A 19967-nucleotide genomic window follows, 5' to 3' on the forward strand; every position below is an offset into this window, starting at 1 on the left:
AGCAAATCTACTACATGGCAAAATCAATCTCTTCCAGGCTGTAAATAAATGGAGCGCACTCATAACTCAGGATTCCTTTCGTTCCGACTCGGCGCTATCTTTAGGTGTTCGATGAGCTGATTGGAGCAACATGGGTTTTTGTGTGTAAGTGGAGCGGCAAGCGAAGCGGCAAGCGAAGCGGCAAGCGAAGCGGCAAGCGAAGCGGCAAGCGAAGCGGCAAGCGAAGCGGCAAGCGAAGCGGCAAGCGAAGCGGCAAGCGAAGCGGCAAGCGAAGCGGCAAGCGAAGCGGCAAGCGAAGCGGCAAGCGAAGCGGCAAGCGAAGCGGCAAGCGAAGCGGCAAGCGAAGCGGCAAGCGAAGCGGCAAGCGAAGCGGCAAGCGAAGCGGCAAGCGAAGCGGCAAGCGAAGCGGCAAGCGAAGCGGCAAGCGAAGCGGCAAGCGAAGCGGCAAGCGAAGCGGCAAGCGAAGCGGCAAGCGAAGCGGCGAGCGGCAAGCGAAGCGGCAAGCGAAGCGGCAAGCGAAGCGGCAAGCGAAGCGGCAAGCGAAGCGGCAAGCGAAGCGGCAAGCGGAGCGGCAAGCGGAGCGGCGAAAGCGGAGCGGCGAAAGCGGAGCGGCGAAAGCGGAGCGGCTGCAACAATATGTTGGTCACGAGGGCATTTTAAAGGACGTGATGCTTTATGATGCTCTATTTAATGGTTCTTTCCGTCGATCCATTGGTTCTTTCCGTCGTTCTGACTCTTCTTTCCGTCGCCTCGTTGGCTATCCGTCGCTCAGCCTCTTCTTTCCGTCGATTCCTTGATTCTATCCGTCACTTAACCTCTTCTTTCCGTCGATTCGGTAGTCCTATCCGTCGCCAGCTCTTCTTTCCGTCGATTCCTTGGTTCTATCCGTCGCTTTGACTCTTCTTTCCGTCGATTCGGTAGTCCTATCCGTCGCCAGTTCTTCTTTCCGTCGCTCCATTGGTTCTATCCGTCACTTCATCTCTTCTTTCCGTCACTTCGTTGGCTTTCCGTCGTTTTGGCTCTTCATCCGTCGTTCGGCTTCTTCTATCCTTCGCTCTAATGGTTCTTTCCATCACTTCAGCTCTTCTAATTTTTTATGCCCCATAATACAAAAAAGATGCAAGTACAGCTATTTTAATAACTGTACTCACATCTTTTTATTAGTTAATACCTCGCATTGCTTTTGAAATAATCGGCGAAAGTATTAATATTATAATCCCTAAAACAATAGATAAGAAACCTAAGAAGCCAAAGTACGTGAATTCACTTACCGCTTCATAAACCTTAACAAGTTGTGCGTTAATAGCTTGCGCTGCGGCACTTGTTAAAAACCAAAGTGACATTGTTTGTGCAGCAAAAGCCTTTGGAGCCAATTTTGTAGTAGCTGACAATCCTACTGGAGATAATAATAGCTCCCCAATTACAACTAAGAAGAATGACAGTACTAACCACCAAGGACTTACCAATGTTTCTCCACCTGATAAATATGCTGGAATCATCATAACTAAGAATGATAATCCTGCGAAGAATAACGCAAATGCAAATTTACGTGGTGTAGATGGTTGTTTATCACCCAATTTTAACCATAACGTTGCAAATAACGGCGCCATCGTAATGACGAATAACGGGTTTAATGATTGGAACCATGAAGATTGAAGCTGGAAGCCACCAATATTCAACTGCGTACGTGAATCAGCATACGTAGCTAAAATTGTAGCGCCTTGCTCCTGGATTGCCCAAAACATCACTGCTGATAAAAACAACGGAATATATGCAAGTAGACGAGACTTCTCATCTTTTGTTGTTTTTTCACTACGATACATGACAAAAAAGAACACTGTTGGAATGATAACCCCAAGAGCCGTAATGATTAAACTAAAAACATCCACTGTCAATACACCAGTTTTAATGCCAATACCACCTGCTATGATGATAAGTAAGGCCGCAATTCCAAACTGTGTAAAGACTTTTTTACGCTCTTCAGGCTTTAATGGATTATTTACTTGTAAGCCTGCTACGCCTAGATATTTTTTCTCTGTTAATTTATAAACAATTAAACCAATTAACATCCCTAACCCTGCTACACCGAAGCCAAGGTGGAAACTATACTTTTGTCCAATTGTTCCGACAATAAATGGTGCAATGAATGCCCCCATGTTAATACCCATATAGAAAATTGAAAAACCTGCATCACGACGATTATCAGCTTCAGCATAAATATCTCCAACAACGCTAGAAACGTTCGGTTTTAATAAGCCTGTCCCGATAACAATAAAGGCCATTGAAGCAAATAACATGCCCACACCGCCAGGTAATGCTAGCAGTAAATGACCAATCATAATAAACACGCCACCATAAAAAATAGTTCTACGTGTACCTAACAGTCGATCGGCAATCCAGCCACCAATTATCCCAGACATATAGACAAGTGAGCCGTAGATGGCCATAATGGAGTTCGCTGTTCCACGATCTAGACCTAGACCGCCTTCATTCAATTCATAGTACATAAAGAAAATCAGAATTGCTCGCATACCGTAGTATGAGAATCGTTCCCAAAATTCTGTGAAAAATAATGTAAAGAGCCCTTTAGGGTGTCCGACAAAGCCATTTTGAGGGACGGATTTAACAATTTCATCTTTAGTAGACATAAAAATACCCTCTCCCAATTTCATTATTCAATAAAAATATTATTACCCATTAATAAGGATAAATAACTATGTTTCATCATACTAAAGCGTTTTAAAAACTTTTTCAAGAGTTTTAAAAAATGTTGGAAATTTATCATTTTTCTATAAATTAAGAATATTTTTTCTGCTTTTATATCAAAACCCTTGATATCCCTAAGTTCCCTCACTTTTCGAAACCACCTAAATTACAAATTAACAAAAAATTATTCTAAAATATTTTATAATCAGATTATTTTTTCTTTTAACGAACAAGCTAGGATTAACCTAAATTTCATGTAATGCGATATAAATCTGCTATCTTCATTATGCTTTTTTCAAAAAAAAATATGCAAGAAGTGAAGTGCTTCTTGCATACTTTTAAACGTCATTGATTATTTAATTACATATTGCTGATATTTCGCATAATCCGCTTCTTTTACCTCTAGTGTTAACAGCGTACCATTTTCTTCATACGCTGTTTCATAGACAGATGCATATTCATTTAAATAAGATACGATATTTCCTTGTTCATACGGAATGAGCATTTTACATGTTACATAATCCGAGAAAATATGGTGACGGATCATTTGGAGTAATTCCTCTAATCCAATCGCTTGCTTCGCTGAAATCCAAATATTATCACCGCTGACAACAGGGTATGGGACGTTTGCTATATCCGCTTTATTATAAACATAAATTGTCGGAATTCCCTCAACACCAACTGCTTTAAGCGTTTCATTTGTTACTTCCATCATAAAGCCATGCTCAGCATTTGAAACATCTACAACATGTAGCAATAAGTCGGCATCGCGAGCTTCTTCCAATGTTGAGCGGAATGCTTTCACTAAATGATGTGGTAATTTGCTAACGAAGCCAACTGTATCTGTTAATAAGAATGTCTTATTATCGTTCAATTCTATTTGACGGACAGATGTTTCAAGTGTGGCAAAAAGCATATCCTTTTCAAACACTTGTTTATGATCTTCCTGCCCTATTTTCGTAAGTAACTGATTCATAATGGTTGACTTACCAGCATTCGTATAGCCAACAATCGAAACGACAGGGACAGCATTTTTGCGTCGTTGTTTACGCTGCGTCTCTCGTTGCTCCTTTACATGTTCTAGCTCCTTCTTTATTTTCGAAATCTGATCCTCAATTTTTCGACGGTCTAGCTCTAGCTTTGTCTCACCAGCACCACGGTTTTTAAATCCGCCTCCTGTGCCACCACCTTGACGGCTGAGAGACGCATGTAAGCCGACTAAACGCGGTAGCATATATTGCAATTGTGCTAATTCAACTTGCATCTGTGCTTCACGTGTTTTAGCGCGACGTCCAAAAATATCTAAAATCAACATCGTTCTATCAATAACCTTCGTCTCTAAATCACGCTCTAAATTGCGGATTTGTGAAGGTGATAATTCATCATTAAAAATTACTAAATTTGCTTGTGCTTCATCATAAAAGTTTTTTATTTCTTCAATTTTACCAGTACCAACATAATGAGAAGGCGTAATGCGCTCTAAATTTTGTGTGACTATGCCGACAACTTCTACATTTAAAGCCTCAGCTAAATTTTTAAGCTCCTCCATTGAATAATCAAAATGCTCATCATTCCGTAAATTTACGCCAACTAAAATAGCCTTTTCCAATAAAATATCTACTTCCTTAATTCTATCCATCCACGAACCTCCCCCAATGCCCTGACACTACTACGACAAATTTTCTCCATCTTACCATATAATGCCCTATTTCGTGTCGTTTAACATGTATATCGAAAAAATGCGCCTTCTTTGCAAAAGGCGCACTTCATTCATTTACTTCCGTTCTTCTTTTAGTAAAACTACAGTACGATTGAATTCATCTTCAATATCTTTATTCGGTTTATACGTCAAAATGCTGACAACAACCGCCACGAGTAAGCATACTAAGAAGCCTGGAACAATCTCATACAATGTCTCAGATAAGAACTTTATTTTCCCCCAAATAAAGGCTGTTGCGGCACCTGCAACCATTCCACTGAGGGCCCCGTAATTCGTTAATTTTCTCCAATATAGGGACAGCAGTATAATTGGACCGAATGCTGCACCAAAGCCAGCCCAAGCAAAGCCCACTAAGCTCAAAACAGAACTGTCTGGATTCCATGCTAAAATCGCTGCGATAATAGCTACAACTAACACAGCGACACGGCCAACAAAGACATAATGCTTATCGTCTGCCGTTTTATTAAACAAAGCTTTGTAAATGTCTTCTACAAGCGCTGATGAAGTAACAATTAATTGCGATGAAATTGTACTCATAACAGCAGCTAAAATGGCAGCTAGCATGATTCCTGCAATAAATGGATGGAATAAGATTTGGCCAAGTACAATAAATACTGTCTCAGCGTCCTTTAACTCACCTGCATTTTGCTCATAATAAGCCACACCTACCAAAGCTGTTGCAATCGCTCCGAATAAACTTAACATCATCCAACCAATACCGATACGACGCGCTTGCTTTGTTTCTTTTACTGAACTAATAGCCATAAAGCGCACGATAATATGTGGTTGTCCAAAATAACCTAGTCCCCATGCAACTGAAGAAATAATTAATGCTGCAGTTGCAGTCGTAGGTAATAAGCTCAGATGTTCAGGTTTTACAGCTTTAATAGATGCAATAGTGTCTCCAATTCCACCTGTTAAAGACAATCCAAATAGCGGTACAGTAATAAGCGCTAAAAACATAATGAGACCTTGTAAAAAGTCTGTATAACTAACCGCTAAAAACCCACCAAACAATGTGTATGCCACAACAACTGCAGATACAATTAATAAGCCAGTATGGTATTCATAGCCAAATGAACTATCAAAAAATTTGCCTCCTGCAACCATTCCTGAGGATACATAAAATGTAAAAAATATTAAAATAATAATACCTGACGCAATTCTTATTAACTTTGTGTTGTCACGTAAACGATTATCTAAATAACTCGGAATAGTAATTGAGTCATTAGAAACTTGTGTATATACACGTAGTCTTGGTGCTACCAATAGCCAATTCAAATACGCTCCGATTGTTAAACCAATGGCAATCCAGGCCTCCACAATTCCAGATAAATAGATTGCACCTGGTAAACCCATTAACAGCCAGCCAGACATATCTGCTGCACCTGCGCTCAGCGCCGTGACAGCAGGCCCTAGTGAACGCCCACCAAGCATGTAATCCGTTAAATTCGATGTTCTAACAAATGCATACCAACCGATTCCTAACATAGCAACCATATAAATAATAATCGCAAGTAATTGATACATGTTTGCCGACATATTGCTCCCCCTCTTTCCCTGTTAATTTTCTTTAAGAACTCTTTAATAAAAATACCACAAATATACAAATTAACCTATAATCATTCAGAAAACTAATTCCACATTGTAAAGTAACATTGTACTATGAAAAATGTGTTAAACTAGTGCCATCTATTAAACGGTAAAGAAGGCGAAATATATGTCATTTGAAGAAATGAAAGCTCAGCTTATGGAGCGAATATTACAACAGCAGCTCGTTACTGCTACAATCAGTCAACCCCGTTTGAAATCAAACGAAGTAAAACGCATCAAACTAAAGCCTTTATTGCTAAAGGATGTTTACCATATACAAATTGAATACCAATTTGAACGTATTTTAAAACACGAAAACATTTTATTAGAAAAATTCCCCGCTAAGCTAGAAGCATTTTTTAACGATTTCCGTCAAGCACATGTTGATTTTATGGATGAAAAAGTACAAGTTCAGTTATCAAAAAAGAACAAAGTACTATGGAAATCTGATAAATCTTCGACTCCAAAGCAAGTAGATTTAGCGCATAATCGCAAGAAAAACTATTTACTGGCAGAGGATAAGCCATATCCTTTTTTAATTCGTCTTGGGGTGCAAACAGAAGAAGGCAAAATAAAAAAACAAAAATACGATAAATTTAAACAAATTAACCGCTTCATCGAATTTATTGATGATGCATTAACATATTTGCCAAAGGATCGTCAGGTTCGTATTTTAGATTTTGGTTCAGGCAAATCCTATTTAACGTTCGCCCTATACCATTATTTAAAAATTGAAAAAGGCTTAGATATTCGTGTCACTGGTTTAGATTTAAAGAAAGAAGTCATTGAAGAATGCTCACAAATTGCACAAGATTTAGGCTATGAGCAACTCGAATTTCTAGTAGGAGATATTAATGATTATAACGATGAGTCAGCTGTGGACATGGTGGTGACGCTTCACGCCTGTGATGTTGCCACAGATATGGCATTAGCCCGCGCTGTAAAATGGGGAGCGAGCGTAATTTTAAGTGTTCCTTGTTGCCAGCACGAGCTAAATCGCCAGCTTCACACACCGTCACTTGATATCATGCTTCAGCACGGTCTTGTACGAGAACGTTTCGCAGCACTCGCAACCGACTCAATCCGAGCAGAAATTTTATCACTCGTTGGCTACGAGGCCAAATTGCTGGAGTTCATCGATATGGAAAATACACCGAAAAACATTCTAATTCGAGCATATAAGACCGGTAAAAAGCCAAGTTCCGAACAGCGTGCTAACTATGATGCGTTTTTAAAATTGCTAAATGCCAAGCCGTTTTTAGCAAATGAGTTAAAGGCTTACTTGTAAAATATCGCGGTATTTGTGGGTAGGCGCGGGTATTCACGCTCCTTCCGCGAGTATTTCATGGGGACGCGCGGGTATTTACCCTCCTTCCGCGGGTATTTCATGATGACGCGCAGGTATTCGCCCTCCTCCCGCGGGTATTTCATGGACGCGCGGGTATTCGCTCTCCTTCCGCGGGTATTTCATGGCGACGCGCGGGTATTTCTAAATTTGCTCTATCAAAAAGGCGGTCCAAAAACATTTGGATCGCCTTTTCATTATTATAGTTCTTGTCTTAAAGCTTGAATAACGTCAATTTTTGTGGCTTTGCGTGCTGGACGATAGCCTGAAATCATCGCTACACCGATACTAATTGCTGATGCAATGATAACAAGCTGCCAAGGAATAAGAGAAAATGTAATTTCATTTCTACTAAATGCATCTTCACCTGTTGCTGCTTCTAAAATTAAAGGCAATGCGGCATTGGCCACAAAGCTAATAACATATGAAATTACTACAGCTAACAAAGTACCTACAATACCGATGAATGTACTTTCCATTAAGAATAATCGCTTAATAAGCTTTGGACTTGCTCCGATCGCCTTTAAAACACCAATTTCACGAGTACGCTCTGTAACTGCCATTGTCATTGTATTGAAAATACCAATTGATGCGATTAATACTGCAATTGTTCCTACAAATATTAAACCAATTTTTAATACTAGGAAAAATACATTCATTTGATCCAATTCTTCAGTAACCGAGTATACGCTATAACCTTTGTCTTTTAGCTTGTCTAATATTGGCTTTACATTTTCCATACTATCAGCAAAAATATTAAACTCAGAATTAAACATTTCATCCTCTTTAACATCACCAGCTACTAAATTTGCAGCTAGCACCGGCTTTTGCTCTGCGTCCATATAAATTGAGTTATTGATCATCCAATCATAAGAAGGCTTCTTCATGACACCGACAATCGTATATTTCATTTTCGCCATCTCTTTTGTCGCATTATCATGAGGTACTAATGACAATTCAATCTCTTTGCCAATTAATGAGTCCTTATAACCTTCCTCACTTCCATCATAATACGTGCCTTCTGCTTCAGCTTTTTTATTTTTCTCTTCAATAATATTACGTTCGGCATCATTTACTAACGTTTGAGCAAAATGATAACCTACAATGATTTCATTTGGCTTTGATGGATACTTTCCTTCTGCAAGCTTGCCATTTACTTGCTCAAAATCTTTCATATTAGCAACGAATACTTCAGAATTCGTATCACGTCCCTCAAAAAATGAGTGAGCAGATGCATTGACAGTAATCGTTTCGAGCACAGTTTCCACATGCTCTATATCTTTTATTTCATGTATTTGATCATCTGTAAATTGTTTATCGCCAAACACTTGAATTTTCGTAACTTTTTCATTCGATAATATTTCATTGCGTAATGAATCCTGAAGCCCAAATCCGACTGAGGCGAGGACAATTAAAAATGCACAGCCCATTGTTGCCGCTAGCACTGTCATAAAAACACGTAGTTTATTTTTCTTTATATGCTGTGTAACAAAATCTAATTGGTCTTTAAATAACATGTTATGCTTCCTCCTTTACAAGCTCACCATCGTACATGCGGAAACGTCGATGTGCTATAGTCGCTACTTCCTCGTCGTGAGTAATGATGACAAATGTTAAACCAAGCTCAAGGTTTAAACTTTGAATAAGTAACAATATATCTTGCTCCGTTTCCGAATCAAGACTTCCTGTCGGCTCATCCGCCAACAAGACAGGTGGATTTGTAATCAGGGCTCTCGCAATACTTACACGCTGCTGCTGACCACCAGATAATTCATTTGGATAATGGTCTGCCACTTCCGTTAGACCAACCTTGTCCATTAATCTCTCTACCTTTTCTTTACGCGCAGCTTTTTTAGTACCTTGTAATTTTAAAGGTAGTTCAATATTTTCAAACGCTGTTAAGCCAGGCATCAGTTGAAAGTTTTGAAAGATAAATCCAAACTGTTGCAAGCGAAAAGCGGCACTCTCTGTTTCCGTGAGTTTAGCTGTTTCTTTTCCGTTTACCTTAATAGACCCTTGTTCAGATTTCATAAAACCAGCTAAAGTTTGTAATAAGGTTGATTTTCCAGAGCCACTTTTGCCAACAATTGCGACAATCTCTCCTTTTTTCACCTCAAAGTTGACACCTTTTAATACTGGAACCTGTTTTTCCTTGCCCTTTTTTCCGATTAAAAATGTATGTTGTAAATTCTCGACTTGAATCATTTTCAAATAAACGCCCCTTCTTCATTCTTTAGATTCATCACCAAAACGTGTGGTTGATTTCCGTTCCGACTGGGCGCTTTGTTGCTGACGCTACGCTTTCGCACAGATAAAAGATTTGCCGCTGACTCTTTCGCGCAGAGCAGAGCTTCCTGGGGGCGTCCGATGAGCCGCTTCACTCGCGTTGCTCGCTCCAGGGTCTCATCTGTGACGCTGATCCCCAAGGAGTCGCCCAGTCTCCACTACAATCAACAAATATACAGCCCATATATTTTTTAAAAATGTCATCCCGAACTTTGGGTGATGAGCCCTTCATCCTTTATTGTAGTCAAGAATTCTTAATAAAGTTGAAGGATAAAAATGAAGATATTCTTAAGAAAATGGAAAACTATGAGCAAAACGATTCCTTTACATTTCCTTTACAATTCAGACATATAATTTATTCAAAATTCTATGTCTCCATAGTATTCTTTTGTATTAAACAGAAAGTAGAGATCTTTATAAACCCTATTTCCAAAGCGTTTCTCTGTATCAATAAAAACAAATACAGGGATACCTTTATTATTTTGTGAACAATTTGTATATTACAGGAATGTAAAGTTTTATGTAGATTAGATGAATTTTATGTAGATAAATTAAAGATTTTGTTATGATAGTAAAGTTTAGAGGTCGTTTAATTTATTTATATCCAGGAGGATTCGATTTACATGCTTAACTCAAAAAAACAAGACCCTTTCTTTATAGCTTTGCATAAAATTGCTGAGAATATGAGAGAGGCCGTACATTACGCAAATGATTTTCGTATTAACAGTGTAGCTGACCTAAAAGAGATTAGTATTACTATGAAAAATTACGAAACAGCTGGTGATAAGCTCATTCATGAACTGATTGTGATGCTAAACAAATCATTTATGACGCCTATCGAACGCGAAGACATTCTAGAATTTGCCATTCGCATGGACGACGTATTAGATGGTACGGAGCATTGTATCGCTCATTTTGAAATGTTTTCCCTAACAGAAGTTGATGAATCAATGCGTATTTTCTTAGGCTATATTTCAAAAAGTGCTGACGAAATTGTTAAAGCAACAGAAGAGTTAAAGAAAAAGAATCTTATTGGCATGCGTCCACACGCAATTCTTATTAAAGACTATGAGCGTGAATGTGATGAAGTACAACGCTCATCTATTAAAAAATTATTTGTAAATGAAAAAGATCCGATTCGACTTATTAAATTTAAAGATATATATGAACAACTTGAAGATATCGCTGATCATTGTCAAAACGTTGCAAATACAATGGAAACAATTATCATGCGTAACGCGTAATTAGGAGATGGGCACTTACAATGAACACAATCATTATACTAACCGTACTAATCGTAATCTTTGCCCTAACATTTGACTTTATCAATGGTTTCCATGATACAGCAAATGCTATCGCAACGTCGGTTTCCACTAGAGCATTGAAACCACGTGTAGCTATTCTGTTGGCAGCGACGATGAACTTTATTGGAGCTATTACCTTCGTCGGTGTTGCAAAAGCTATAACAAAAGATATTGTAGATCCATTCGCTTTAAATGCCTTTCCAGGAGACACAACAGGCTCAGTCGTTATTTTAGCAGCATTAATTTCAGCTATTATTTGGAACTTACTAACATGGTATTTTGGTATTCCATCAAGTTCTTCACATACTCTGATTGGGTCCATTGCTGGTGCAGCTGTTGCATCTGCTGGCTTCGGAGTTCTAAACTATAGCGGTTTTACTAAAATCATTATAGCACTAGTGCTATCACCAATCCTTGCGATTTGCGCTGGCTTTATTATGATGACACTATTTAAATTATTGTTTAAAAACTTAAATCTATATCGTACGAATAAAGGTTTCCGTACGATGCAAATTTTCACTGCCGCCATTCAATCTTTTACACATGGTACAAACGATGCGCAAAAGGCAATGGGGATTATAACGATGGCGTTAATCGCTGCTGGTTTGCACACAGGGGATGATATTCCTTTTTGGGTACGAGCTTCAGCAGCAGCTGCAATGGGGCTTGGTACTTCTATCGGTGGCTATAAAATCATTAAAACAGTCGGCGGTAAAATTATGAAAATTCGTCCTGTAAATGGAGTAGCAGCAGATTTAGCTTCTGCATCCGTTATCTTCGGTGCTACATTAATTCACTTACCAGTATCCACAACACACGTTATTTCTTCCTCTATTATGGGTGTTGGCTCTGCACAACGTGTACGTGGTGTAAACTGGGGAATGGCACGAAAAATCGTAACTACTTGGATTATTACAATGCCAATTTCAGCCGTTATGGCAGCTGTTATTTACTTTTTGTTATCTTTATTTATTTAATTTGATTACACACTAAGACTCCTGTTCCTTGTCCGACAGGAGTCTTTACATTGTCACACGACAAAATGTGATGCATCCTTTACACTATTTATAAGGAGGATAGTACACTACTATGAAAACTTTTTCAGCCTTTATAACAGCTCACGCTAAAGCAATCGTAGCTATTTGGTTCGTTCTTTTTATCACCTTGGCTTTATTTGCAATACAACTTCCAAGCAAGCTTCATGGTGATGGTTTTTTTGTTGAAGGAGATCACACCTACGTAACAAATGAGCTCGCAGAAACATTTGATTTGCCTTCCGATACAATTTTAGTCGTCTTTGATCCGGCTGAGGATAAGAAAATTCAAGATACTTTAAAAAAGTTGGAAAAAATAAAAGAAATTCATTCAATCCAGTCACCGCTTGAAGATCCCACTTTACAAAAGAATGGTATAGCCTATGCCATGGTTCATTTTAAAAATGATGTTGATAATCTACCTGATGTTGTGAAGGACATCCGTTCGTTAATAGAGGAAGATGGTGTGAGCATTACAGGTGGGCCTGTTATTTCAGAAGATATCAATACAGCAAGTCAAAAGGATTTAGCGTCAGCGGAAGCAATAGGCTTACCAATCGCTATCATAGTGCTATTACTCGCTTTCGGTACTGTTGTAGCCTCAATCTTACCGATTGTTATTGGCGTTGTTACAGTTGTCACTGCGTTTGGTATTTTGACATTACTTAGTAATGATGTTAATTTATCGATTTTTGTGTTAAATATAGTACCAATGCTTGGACTAGCTTTAAGCATCGATTTTGCCTTGTTGTTCATTAATCGATATCGCGAAGAACGTGGCCATACATCTGTTGTACAGGCTATCCAAACAGCTATACAGACAGCTGGCCGTTCTATCATCTTTTCTGCTGTTTGTGTCATGATCGGTTTAGGTGCCATGGTTGTCATTGATGTCGAAATATTTCACAATATCGCTTTAGGAGGCACAATTGTTGTATTACTTGCCGTACTTTCTGGCTTAACCTTGCTACCTGCTACAATGATGCTACTAGGGGATCGTCTCAATAAATGGCGGTTATTACGTATAAAGCCTGGTGGAGCAAATCGCTGGCGTGGCTTTGCAGGTTTTGTTATGAAACATCCGGTTACCATCGTTATTTCGGCATTATTATTACTAGGTATTGGCATGATTCCATTGAAGGATCTTGAACTTACAATTCCTCAGGTGGATTCATTACCGACAAAATATGAGGCACGTGCAGCATATGATAAATTAGACGAAACGTTCGGACTTGGTGATACCTCAACTTTATATTTACTAGCAGAACGTAAAGAAGGCTGGGAAGATAGTGAAGGACGAGAGCTAATTTACAATATCCAAGAAAAGCTACTTGATGATCCACTGGTGAAAAATGTATCAACCGTTTATACGACCGCAAACATTAAGTCACCTAAGGAACTGACTGCTTCTTTGGAAATCCCACAAATGGCAGAACAATTAAAACCAGTTTTAAATACTTTTTCAAAGGACACACAACTCTTTATCCCAATTACATTAGATGCAGCTGGTTCATCAACTACCGCTCAAAAATTCGCTCGAACATGGAAAGATAAAGATCTAGGCGTCGATTTTGCACTCGGCGGTCCTGCGAAATTCAACCAAGAAATTTTCGATGAAATTGCTAGTAAAATTTTCTTGGCCGTATCCATTATTATCGTATCAACGTTCTTTATTTTAATGCTCGCTTTCCGTTCTATTTTAATTCCACTAAAAGCGATTATAATGAATATCATTGGACTTTCATCGGCGTTTGGTATTCTCGTCTATATTTTCCAATACGGACATTTAGGAATTGAAGCAGGTACAATCGTGCTTATAATTCCAGTAATCGTATTTTGCCTTGTATTCGGCTTAAGTATGGACTATGAAGTCTTTTTAATATCACGTATTCAAGAGGAATATCAAAAAGGGGCAGATAATACACGGGCTACAATTGACGGTCTAACCTCTACAAGTCGAATCATTACATCAGCAGCGCTTATTATGATTGTCATAACAGGGGCATTCGCCTTCACAGATGTGCTGCCAGTGAAGCAAATTGGTGTTGGTATAGCTATTGCAGTCGCCATTGATGCAACTATTATTCGTCTTTTGCTCGTTCCAAGTCTTATGAAGCTCCTTGGGGATTGGAATTGGTGGCTACCCTTCGCGAAGAAACAGAAATAAAAATAGAACTAAAAAATCCGCTTCCTCACACAAAGGTTGCGGATTTTTCTTATTTCAAATAACTACGGTCATACCATTCTTTTGCTGCTCCTACCTCAGGTATAGTTAGCTGATGACCATAATCAAACCATTTCGTCGTCACCTTTGCCCCTGCGGACGTTAAAAGCGCCTCTAAGTCTTCCGATTCCTGCGCAGAACACATTAGATCATTCGTTCCAGCACCGATAAAGACAGGGATTGAAGAAAGTGCAGGCAATTCAATACCGCGTCTAGGTACCATTGGGTGATGCAGTATTGCGCCTGCTAGAGCATTCTCAAAATGGAATAATAGGCTAGCAGCAATGTTTGCGCCATTTGAATAGCCAATTGCAACAACTCGATTACGATCAAAGCTATACTGCTGCGCCGCCTCTAATAAAAAGTCATTTAATTCCTTCGTCCGGAAAATTAAATCCTCTAGATCAAAAACACCTTCCGCTAATCGACGGAAAAAGCGTGGCATACCATTTTCAAGTACATTTCCGCGGACACTTAAAATACTTGCTGTATCATCAATTTCCTTTGCAAGACCCATTAAGCTTTGTTCATTTCCACCTGTACCATGTAACAGTAAAAAAGTTGGTTTTGTTTTATCTGTTCCTTTATGAAAAACGTGATGCATTGACAATCCACCTCTCAATTACCTCGAATTCGAGATAATTGTAGCCTGTGGCAAAATTAAATTCAAGCTCTTTGACTTATTAATTTCTCGATTTTCGCGATTTGGCTGTTCCACATTGTTTTTATAAAAGTTTTTAATCGAAAATACCGAAATTAAACATACAGCTATAACAGAAACAATAACTATTCCCACTATTTTTTTCCCATTCATTGTTATGCTCCCCCGAGTTACTTATTTCTTTTTACGAAAGCCCTCTTCTAGTAAATATTCTTTCGCAGCATCATGTGTACCAAAGGCTTCCTCTAAATTTTCACCATGATAAACATTCCAAGAACGTTGCTCAAAGGCTAGCTTTAATTGAGTACCTTCACGACTTTGCCATATCTCTTCAATTGGCTCTTGCTCTTCTACTTCTTCCGATAAATATTGAATGGAATCTTCAATAATTTCACGAAGCTGTTGTTCATTATAGTCACGAATATTTACTAGACCTTTATCATTTGCTTCTTCCTCATAGCGCAATAAATCACCAACAAAGACAAAGCCGTTGCCATTTGGGTGTAGCTTTTCTACAACGATGGTCTTTTCATAAAGGCTCTCCATCAAGTGATAATTTAAGCGTTTTAATGAAACTTCCTTCTTTGTAAGTTCAGAGAATGACTCGATGATGGTTTGTTTTTGTTCAAATGTTAGCATATAAAAATGCTCCTTTTCTATTCAATCTACCTTACAGTATAACTTATTTTTCCTGTTATATCGAAGTAAAATAGGACAAGCCTTATAAAAAGCTTGTCCTACATTTTATCAATTACTCATGACGTTTTATTAAACATTTTATCTTTTACAAACTGTATAACATGTGCAACGTAAAGTTCCCGATAAGGGACGAATTGTGCAGCACTTACTGGACGCACAATTTTCGCACGTATACCATCAGGGAAGTATTCATAGCCTTCAATATTAAGCGTAGCAGTTTCTCCTAAAAAGAATGCCTCTGCCTCATCAAGCTTTGCTCTAACGACCCCTGATACTTCCTCATATTGTAGCTCAAATGAATCCCAATCATGTTTGAATGGATATGTGAAAACATGACAAAATTCATTGTCGATCATATTTTTCGAAACGATACTACAAGACGTCATGCCCATTTTAACAATTTCGTGAACGTGAATATCAAGTCCTAGCTCTTCCTTCACTTCACGTATTCCTGATTCTACTGTCTCGGTGGCTAACAGATGCCCTGCTGCTGTAATATCAAGTAAACCAGGGTAGTCCTTTTTTTGTGCACTACGGATTTGGAAATAAATATAGTCCTCATTGACTAGCCAACAGTGGAATGTTTCATGCCACAGCCCTTTTTCATGCACTTCTGCTCTCGTTGCTGTCCCGATCTGTTCATGCTGCTCATTAAAAACTTTCACAATTTCCTGTTCCATTTTTTCGACTCCTATACTGACTTCGTAGCCTTATCCTTAATCGCGTTACGCTTATCGTAAATATTAGATACGATAACTTTTATTACAGCATAAAATGGTACAGCAATCATAATGCCGATGAAGCCTGCAATTTTACCCGCTGCTAAAATAATCGTAATAACTGTTAACGGATGTATATCGAGTGTTTTACCCATTACATTAGGTGTTATAAAGTTACTATCAATTTGCTGTGCCACGAGTGTGACAACAGATACCCATATTACTAGAACTGGATCTTGAATAACTGCTACAACTACTGCTGGCGCAAAGGCAATCCAAGGTCCAATAAATGGAATCATATTCATAAAGAACGCGAATATGACAAGTAGCAACGAATACTCTAGACCCATCACTAAATACCCGACATACATCATGAGCGCTAGTAAAAAACTAATTTGTAGCTGCCCTTGAATATAGCTACGTAGTACACCATCAATTTCACTTAACGTCTTTTTCACCCATTCACGGCGTTCACCACTGAAATATTTATAAATCGATGGTGCAAATTTTTCATGATCCTTTAACATAAAGATAAAGAAGAATGGAATTAAAATAGCTAATAAAGAGGCAGATACAACTGATTGTAAAAACGAAACTAGCCCCTTACTTGCCACAATGGCAATATCTTGTACAGAATTCGCGATACTATCGATCATCTCTTTTAACTGCGGTGGGAAGTTCTCCCTGTTTCTCAACACATAATCAGTTGCATCTTGAATACCCGCACTAATCATTGGTGCATTTTTCACTAGCTTATTTAACTGTTCTGCAATCGGATTACCAACAACCCAACCAAAGCCAACAGCGATTGCCATAAGTCCAATGACTATTGTCAATATACTTGACCATCTCGGCCAGTTTTGTTTTTCTAAAAACCTTTGAATTGGCTCTGTTACATAGTACAAAACACCACCAAGTAACAAAGGGACAAAAATAGTTTTTAAAATAATGACAAGCGGTGAAAAGATCCAATGAATCTCTACAAAATATTTAATGATTAATAGAACAAGTAAAATCCCTACACATACTTGAAACCAAACTTTCCTCGTCACTTTCATTCACTTCCTTTTATCACATATACTGAAATACTACTTATATATTTACCATTTCGCAAGTATCCTATTATTTATTATCAAATAAAATAGGTTTTGAAACAAAAAAATCGCTACCCTCCCACGGACGTTCCGCCAGCCTCTCTATCTAAAAGGGCTTGCATAACTTGTTTTCCCGTAGGAGTATCGCGAATCTTCACTTCTGTTGCGTAACTTAACTGTTTATAATTTTGTATCGTCTACTGAATTTAAGTAATTTTCAATATCACCGATTACGGATTCAACACAGCCGTCCTCAAATGGCGAAATTAAGCCTGCTTCTTTTACAAGCTTTGTAAAGGACATAGAGCCCCCTAAACCACATAAATGAATATAATCCTTCCAAGCAGCTTCAAATTCTTCACGTGAACGTTTCCAGAATTGGAATGCACAAATTTGCGCTAACGTGTAATCAATGTAATAGAACGGACTTGCATAAATATGTGCCTGACGTTGCCATATACCGCCTGCCTCTAGATAACTATTATGATCATAGTCACGGTGTGGTAAATATGTCTCCTCAATTTTTTTCCACGCAGCTTTACGTTCAGCTGGTGTCATATTCGGATTTTCATAAATCACATGTTGGAACTCATCAACTGCAACACCGTAAGGAAGGAATAATAAGCCGCTACTTAAGTGTGTAAACTTATATTTTTCCGTGTCTTCCTTAAAGAATAGCTCCATCCATGGCCATGTGAAAAATTCCATACTCATCGAATGAATTTCACAAGATTCATATGTCGGCCATAAATATTCCGGGATTCCGATGTCACGGCTTGAATAAACTTGGAAAGCATGCCCAGCTTCATGTGTTAACACATCGATATCACCCGAAGTACCATTAAAGTTCGAGAAGATAAATGGTGAGTGATAGTTTTCGATAAATGTACAATAACCGCCACTCTCTTTTCCTTTCTTCGCCACTAAGTCCATTAAATCATGGTCAATCATGAAGTTGAAGAATTCACCAGTTTCAGGTGATAGCTCTTCATACATTTTTTTACCGTTTGCAACAATCCACTCTGGATCACCTTTTGGCGTAGCATTTCCTGATAAAAAGTTTAATGCTTCATCATAGAACTTAAGGTCTGAAATACCAATGCGTTTCGCCTGACGTTCGTATAATTTTGTTGCAAGCGGTACGATTAAATCTCGAACTTGGTCACGGAATTTCTTTACCATTTCTGCGTTATAATCAATGCGATTCATTCGAATATAGCCTAGCTCGACATAGTTTTTATATCCTAATTTAACAGCAATTTCATGACGCACCTTGACCAGTTCATCATATAATCGATCAAATTCCTCTTCATGCCCCGCAAAAAAGCCAAAGCGTGCATCTGTTGCCGCCTTACGCATTGTACGATCAGTAGACTCCGCATATGGGCCAAGCTGTGCAAGTGTTAATGTTTCACCATTAAAATCAATTTGCGCAGATGCAACTAGTTTATTGTATTCTGAAACAAGCTTATTCTCCTTTTGCATTAAATCAATGACTGTTGGTGAAAAGCCTTTAATTTGATAAGTTGCTAGATCGAATAATTGCTGTCCCCATTTTCCTTCTAACTGCTCACGGAATGGTGAAACGATTAGTGCTTTATAATATTCTGTTGTTACCTCTTCTAGCTCAGGGCCAACCTCGTCGAAATAATCGCGTTCTGCATGATAAAATTCATCATTTGTATCAATCGAAGCACGAATATACACTAAGTTCGCCATTGTAGCATAATCATTACTTATTGCGTTTAACTTTCCGATTATCCCACTTTGTTCGTCCATCGTTTGAGCATTTTTAAATTGCTCAATTAAAGATAATTGTTGCTCTTTCATTACCTCAATATTTGGACGGCTGTATTCATAGTCTTTAAACGTTTTCATAGAATTCCCCTCTTTCTGTCATATACCCCGTTATCTTTCTATTATATGCCAAATCTATCTTATTAAGAAACAATTTAGTAGCCAATTATATATGTTTTTAATAGCGCTGCTCTTTCACGTATCTTTAGCTTTGCTTCCACTGATTTTGGTGTTTTTGCCGCAACGACATCTACTTCAAAATCTAAAGACTCAGCTAAATACTTTGCACGCTTTAAATGAAAATCATTAGAGACAATCGTGATTCGCTTTGTTCCTTTAGGCAATAGTTCTTTAGAAAATAATAAGTTCTCGTAAGTTGATGTAGATTGGTCTTCCACTAATATTCTGTTAGCATCAATACCATTATCCTGTAAGTACTTAAGCATTACAGAAGCCTCTGTTCGATCTTCATCTGCTCCTTGCCCACCCGAAACAATTACTTTTACATGAGGATACTTTTTTAAATATTTTACAGCCTCTTCTAATCTATTTTTCAAAGACAGCGATGGAACTCCCCCCGGTTTTACCTTCGCCCCTAGTACAATCAAATATTCAGCTGTGCCGTTCGCAACCGGCTGGACACCTTGTTTCATCTCTTCGCCGAGCCAAATAAAAACAATACCACCCACAGCGAGTAGTAAAATACCCACTCTCAACACCCATTTTTTCACAACTTACCCCTCCCTTACCTTTTATTAACGATAAGAGAAGAAAAAGGATGCTGT

The 19967-nt window shown here is 38.4% G+C and carries 19 protein-coding genes; 6 read left to right on the plus strand and 13 right to left on the minus strand.

What is annotated here, in order from left to right; genetic code table 11:
- The first annotated feature begins 148 nt into the window (after positions 1 to 148).
- Together QUF91_RS25810 and QUF91_RS25815 are read left to right on the plus strand one after the other, a co-directional pair.
- Positions 149 to 679, plus strand: coding sequence for a cell envelope integrity protein TolA (locus QUF91_RS25810; RefSeq protein WP_289419798.1), 531 nt, complete (start codon positions 149 to 151; stop codon positions 677 to 679).
- Positions 676 to 897, plus strand: a complete 222-nt coding sequence (locus QUF91_RS25815; RefSeq protein ID WP_289419799.1) for a hypothetical protein — start codon at positions 676 to 678, stop codon at positions 895 to 897. Before QUF91_RS25810 ends, QUF91_RS25815 begins: the two co-directional genes overlap by 4 nt.
- 26 nt (positions 898 to 923) lie before the next feature.
- On the opposite strand, the gene QUF91_RS25820 is transcribed toward QUF91_RS25815, so the two are convergent.
- The 4 genes from QUF91_RS25820 to putP form a co-directional block, all read right to left on the minus strand.
- The gene (locus QUF91_RS25820) at positions 924 to 1073 is read right to left on the minus strand and encodes a hypothetical protein (protein ID WP_289419800.1); all 150 of its coding nucleotides are present in this window, start codon (positions 1071 to 1073) and stop codon (positions 924 to 926) included.
- Between the two features lie 87 nt (positions 1074 to 1160).
- Positions 1161 to 2648: a peptide MFS transporter gene (locus QUF91_RS25825; protein ID WP_285399028.1), complete on the minus strand. Its 1488-nt coding sequence runs from the start codon at positions 2646 to 2648 to the stop codon at positions 1161 to 1163.
- A 410-nt stretch (positions 2649 to 3058) separates the two neighbouring features.
- Positions 3059 to 4345 carry a GTPase HflX gene (gene hflX, locus QUF91_RS25830; RefSeq protein ID WP_289419801.1) on the minus strand — a complete coding sequence of 429 codons (1287 nt, stop codon included), beginning with the start codon at positions 4343 to 4345 and terminating at the stop codon, positions 3059 to 3061.
- Between the two features lie 135 nt (positions 4346 to 4480).
- Complete coding sequence (gene putP, locus QUF91_RS25835; protein WP_285399031.1) at positions 4481 to 5968, minus strand: sodium/proline symporter PutP; 1488 nt, start codon at positions 5966 to 5968, stop codon at positions 4481 to 4483.
- 178 nt (positions 5969 to 6146) lie between these two features.
- On the opposite strand from putP, the gene QUF91_RS25840 reads away from it, so the two are divergent.
- A complete protein-coding gene (locus QUF91_RS25840) occupies positions 6147 to 7307 on the plus strand; it encodes a class I SAM-dependent methyltransferase (RefSeq protein WP_289419802.1) in 1161 nt (386 codons plus the stop codon).
- Positions 7308 to 7564: 257 nt separating this feature from the next.
- Here QUF91_RS25840 and QUF91_RS25845 read toward each other — a convergent pair whose 3' ends face one another.
- From QUF91_RS25845 to QUF91_RS25855, 3 genes are read right to left on the minus strand one after another with little or no spacing between them, the layout of a single operon-like run.
- Positions 7565 to 8881, minus strand: a complete 1317-nt coding sequence (locus QUF91_RS25845) for an ABC transporter permease (protein WP_285399034.1) — start codon at positions 8879 to 8881, stop codon at positions 7565 to 7567.
- A 1-nt stretch (position 8882) separates the two neighbouring features.
- Positions 8883 to 9569 carry an ABC transporter ATP-binding protein gene (locus tag QUF91_RS25850; RefSeq protein ID WP_289420128.1) on the minus strand — a complete coding sequence of 229 codons (687 nt, stop codon included), beginning with the start codon at positions 9567 to 9569 and terminating at the stop codon, positions 8883 to 8885.
- Positions 9570 to 9571: 2 nt separating this feature from the next.
- Positions 9572 to 9790 (minus strand): hypothetical protein, encoded by a 219-nt coding sequence (locus tag QUF91_RS25855; RefSeq protein WP_289419803.1) that lies wholly within the window; start codon positions 9788 to 9790, stop codon positions 9572 to 9574.
- A 483-nt stretch (positions 9791 to 10273) separates the two neighbouring features.
- Here QUF91_RS25855 and QUF91_RS25860 point away from each other — a divergent pair, with 483 nt between their 5' ends.
- The 3 genes from QUF91_RS25860 to QUF91_RS25870 all read left to right on the plus strand — a co-directional run bounded on the left by QUF91_RS25860 (position 10274) and on the right by QUF91_RS25870 (position 14155).
- Positions 10274 to 10894: a DUF47 domain-containing protein gene (locus QUF91_RS25860; RefSeq protein WP_285397396.1), complete on the plus strand. Its 621-nt coding sequence runs from the start codon at positions 10274 to 10276 to the stop codon at positions 10892 to 10894.
- A 20-nt stretch (positions 10895 to 10914) separates the two neighbouring features.
- A complete protein-coding gene (locus QUF91_RS25865; RefSeq protein ID WP_289419804.1) occupies positions 10915 to 11931 on the plus strand; it encodes an inorganic phosphate transporter in 1017 nt (338 codons plus the stop codon).
- A 112-nt stretch (positions 11932 to 12043) separates the two neighbouring features.
- On the plus strand, positions 12044 to 14155 hold the full coding sequence (locus tag QUF91_RS25870) for an MMPL family transporter (protein WP_289419805.1): 2112 nt from the start codon (positions 12044 to 12046) through the stop codon (positions 14153 to 14155).
- A gap of 49 nt (positions 14156 to 14204) precedes the next feature.
- Here QUF91_RS25870 and QUF91_RS25875 read toward each other — a convergent pair whose 3' ends face one another.
- The 6 genes from QUF91_RS25875 to QUF91_RS25900 all read right to left on the minus strand — a co-directional run bounded on the left by QUF91_RS25875 (position 14205) and on the right by QUF91_RS25900 (position 19913).
- Positions 14205 to 14816, minus strand: coding sequence for an alpha/beta hydrolase (locus tag QUF91_RS25875; RefSeq protein ID WP_285397399.1), 612 nt, complete (start codon positions 14814 to 14816; stop codon positions 14205 to 14207).
- A 231-nt stretch (positions 14817 to 15047) separates the two neighbouring features.
- Positions 15048 to 15512, minus strand: coding sequence for a hypothetical protein (locus QUF91_RS25880; protein WP_289419806.1), 465 nt, complete (start codon positions 15510 to 15512; stop codon positions 15048 to 15050).
- A 116-nt stretch (positions 15513 to 15628) separates the two neighbouring features.
- Positions 15629 to 16252 carry an NUDIX hydrolase gene (locus tag QUF91_RS25885; protein WP_285397401.1) on the minus strand — a complete coding sequence of 208 codons (624 nt, stop codon included), beginning with the start codon at positions 16250 to 16252 and terminating at the stop codon, positions 15629 to 15631.
- Between the two features lie 11 nt (positions 16253 to 16263).
- Complete coding sequence (locus tag QUF91_RS25890; protein ID WP_289419807.1) at positions 16264 to 17349, minus strand: AI-2E family transporter; 1086 nt, start codon at positions 17347 to 17349, stop codon at positions 16264 to 16266.
- Positions 17350 to 17565: 216 nt separating this feature from the next.
- Positions 17566 to 19263: a M3 family oligoendopeptidase gene (locus QUF91_RS25895; protein ID WP_289419808.1), complete on the minus strand. Its 1698-nt coding sequence runs from the start codon at positions 19261 to 19263 to the stop codon at positions 17566 to 17568.
- A gap of 74 nt (positions 19264 to 19337) precedes the next feature.
- Complete coding sequence (locus QUF91_RS25900; protein ID WP_289419809.1) at positions 19338 to 19913, minus strand: YdcF family protein; 576 nt, start codon at positions 19911 to 19913, stop codon at positions 19338 to 19340.
- Positions 19914 to 19967: the final 54 nt, after the last annotated feature.

The organism is Lysinibacillus sp. G4S2 (assembly GCF_030348505.1).
In the GTDB taxonomy this organism is placed as follows: domain Bacteria; phylum Bacillota; class Bacilli; order Bacillales_A; family Planococcaceae; genus Lysinibacillus.

What these genes read in the sequence shown, in the direction of transcription:
- QUF91_RS25815 (WP_289419799.1), top strand. Translation starts at nt 676, where the DNA reads ATGATGCTCTATTTAATGGTTCTTTCCGTCGATCCATTGGTTCTTTCC.
- QUF91_RS25820 (WP_289419800.1), bottom strand. Translation starts at nt 1,073, where the DNA reads ATGGAAAGAACCATTAGAGCGAAGGATAGAAGAAGCCGAACGACGGAT.
- QUF91_RS25825 (WP_285399028.1), bottom strand. Translation starts at nt 2,648, where the DNA reads ATGTCTACTAAAGATGAAATTGTTAAATCCGTCCCTCAAAATGGCTTT.
- hflX (WP_289419801.1), bottom strand. Translation starts at nt 4,345, where the DNA reads ATGGATAGAATTAAGGAAGTAGATATTTTATTGGAAAAGGCTATTTTA.
- putP (WP_285399031.1), bottom strand. Translation starts at nt 5,968, where the DNA reads ATGTCGGCAAACATGTATCAATTACTTGCGATTATTATTTATATGGTT.
- QUF91_RS25840 (WP_289419802.1), top strand. Translation starts at nt 6,147, where the DNA reads ATGTCATTTGAAGAAATGAAAGCTCAGCTTATGGAGCGAATATTACAA.
- QUF91_RS25845 (WP_285399034.1), bottom strand. Translation starts at nt 8,881, where the DNA reads ATGTTATTTAAAGACCAATTAGATTTTGTTACACAGCATATAAAGAAA.
- QUF91_RS25850 (WP_289420128.1), bottom strand. Translation starts at nt 9,569, where the DNA reads ATGATTCAAGTCGAGAATTTACAACATACATTTTTAATCGGAAAAAAG.
- QUF91_RS25860 (WP_285397396.1), top strand. Translation starts at nt 10,274, where the DNA reads ATGCTTAACTCAAAAAAACAAGACCCTTTCTTTATAGCTTTGCATAAA.
- QUF91_RS25865 (WP_289419804.1), top strand. Translation starts at nt 10,915, where the DNA reads ATGAACACAATCATTATACTAACCGTACTAATCGTAATCTTTGCCCTA.
- QUF91_RS25870 (WP_289419805.1), top strand. Translation starts at nt 12,044, where the DNA reads ATGAAAACTTTTTCAGCCTTTATAACAGCTCACGCTAAAGCAATCGTA.
- QUF91_RS25875 (WP_285397399.1), bottom strand. Translation starts at nt 14,816, where the DNA reads ATGCATCACGTTTTTCATAAAGGAACAGATAAAACAAAACCAACTTTT.
- QUF91_RS25880 (WP_289419806.1), bottom strand. Translation starts at nt 15,512, where the DNA reads ATGCTAACATTTGAACAAAAACAAACCATCATCGAGTCATTCTCTGAA.
- QUF91_RS25885 (WP_285397401.1), bottom strand. Translation starts at nt 16,252, where the DNA reads ATGGAACAGGAAATTGTGAAAGTTTTTAATGAGCAGCATGAACAGATC.
- QUF91_RS25890 (WP_289419807.1), bottom strand. Translation starts at nt 17,349, where the DNA reads ATGAAAGTGACGAGGAAAGTTTGGTTTCAAGTATGTGTAGGGATTTTA.
- QUF91_RS25895 (WP_289419808.1), bottom strand. Translation starts at nt 19,263, where the DNA reads ATGAAAACGTTTAAAGACTATGAATACAGCCGTCCAAATATTGAGGTA.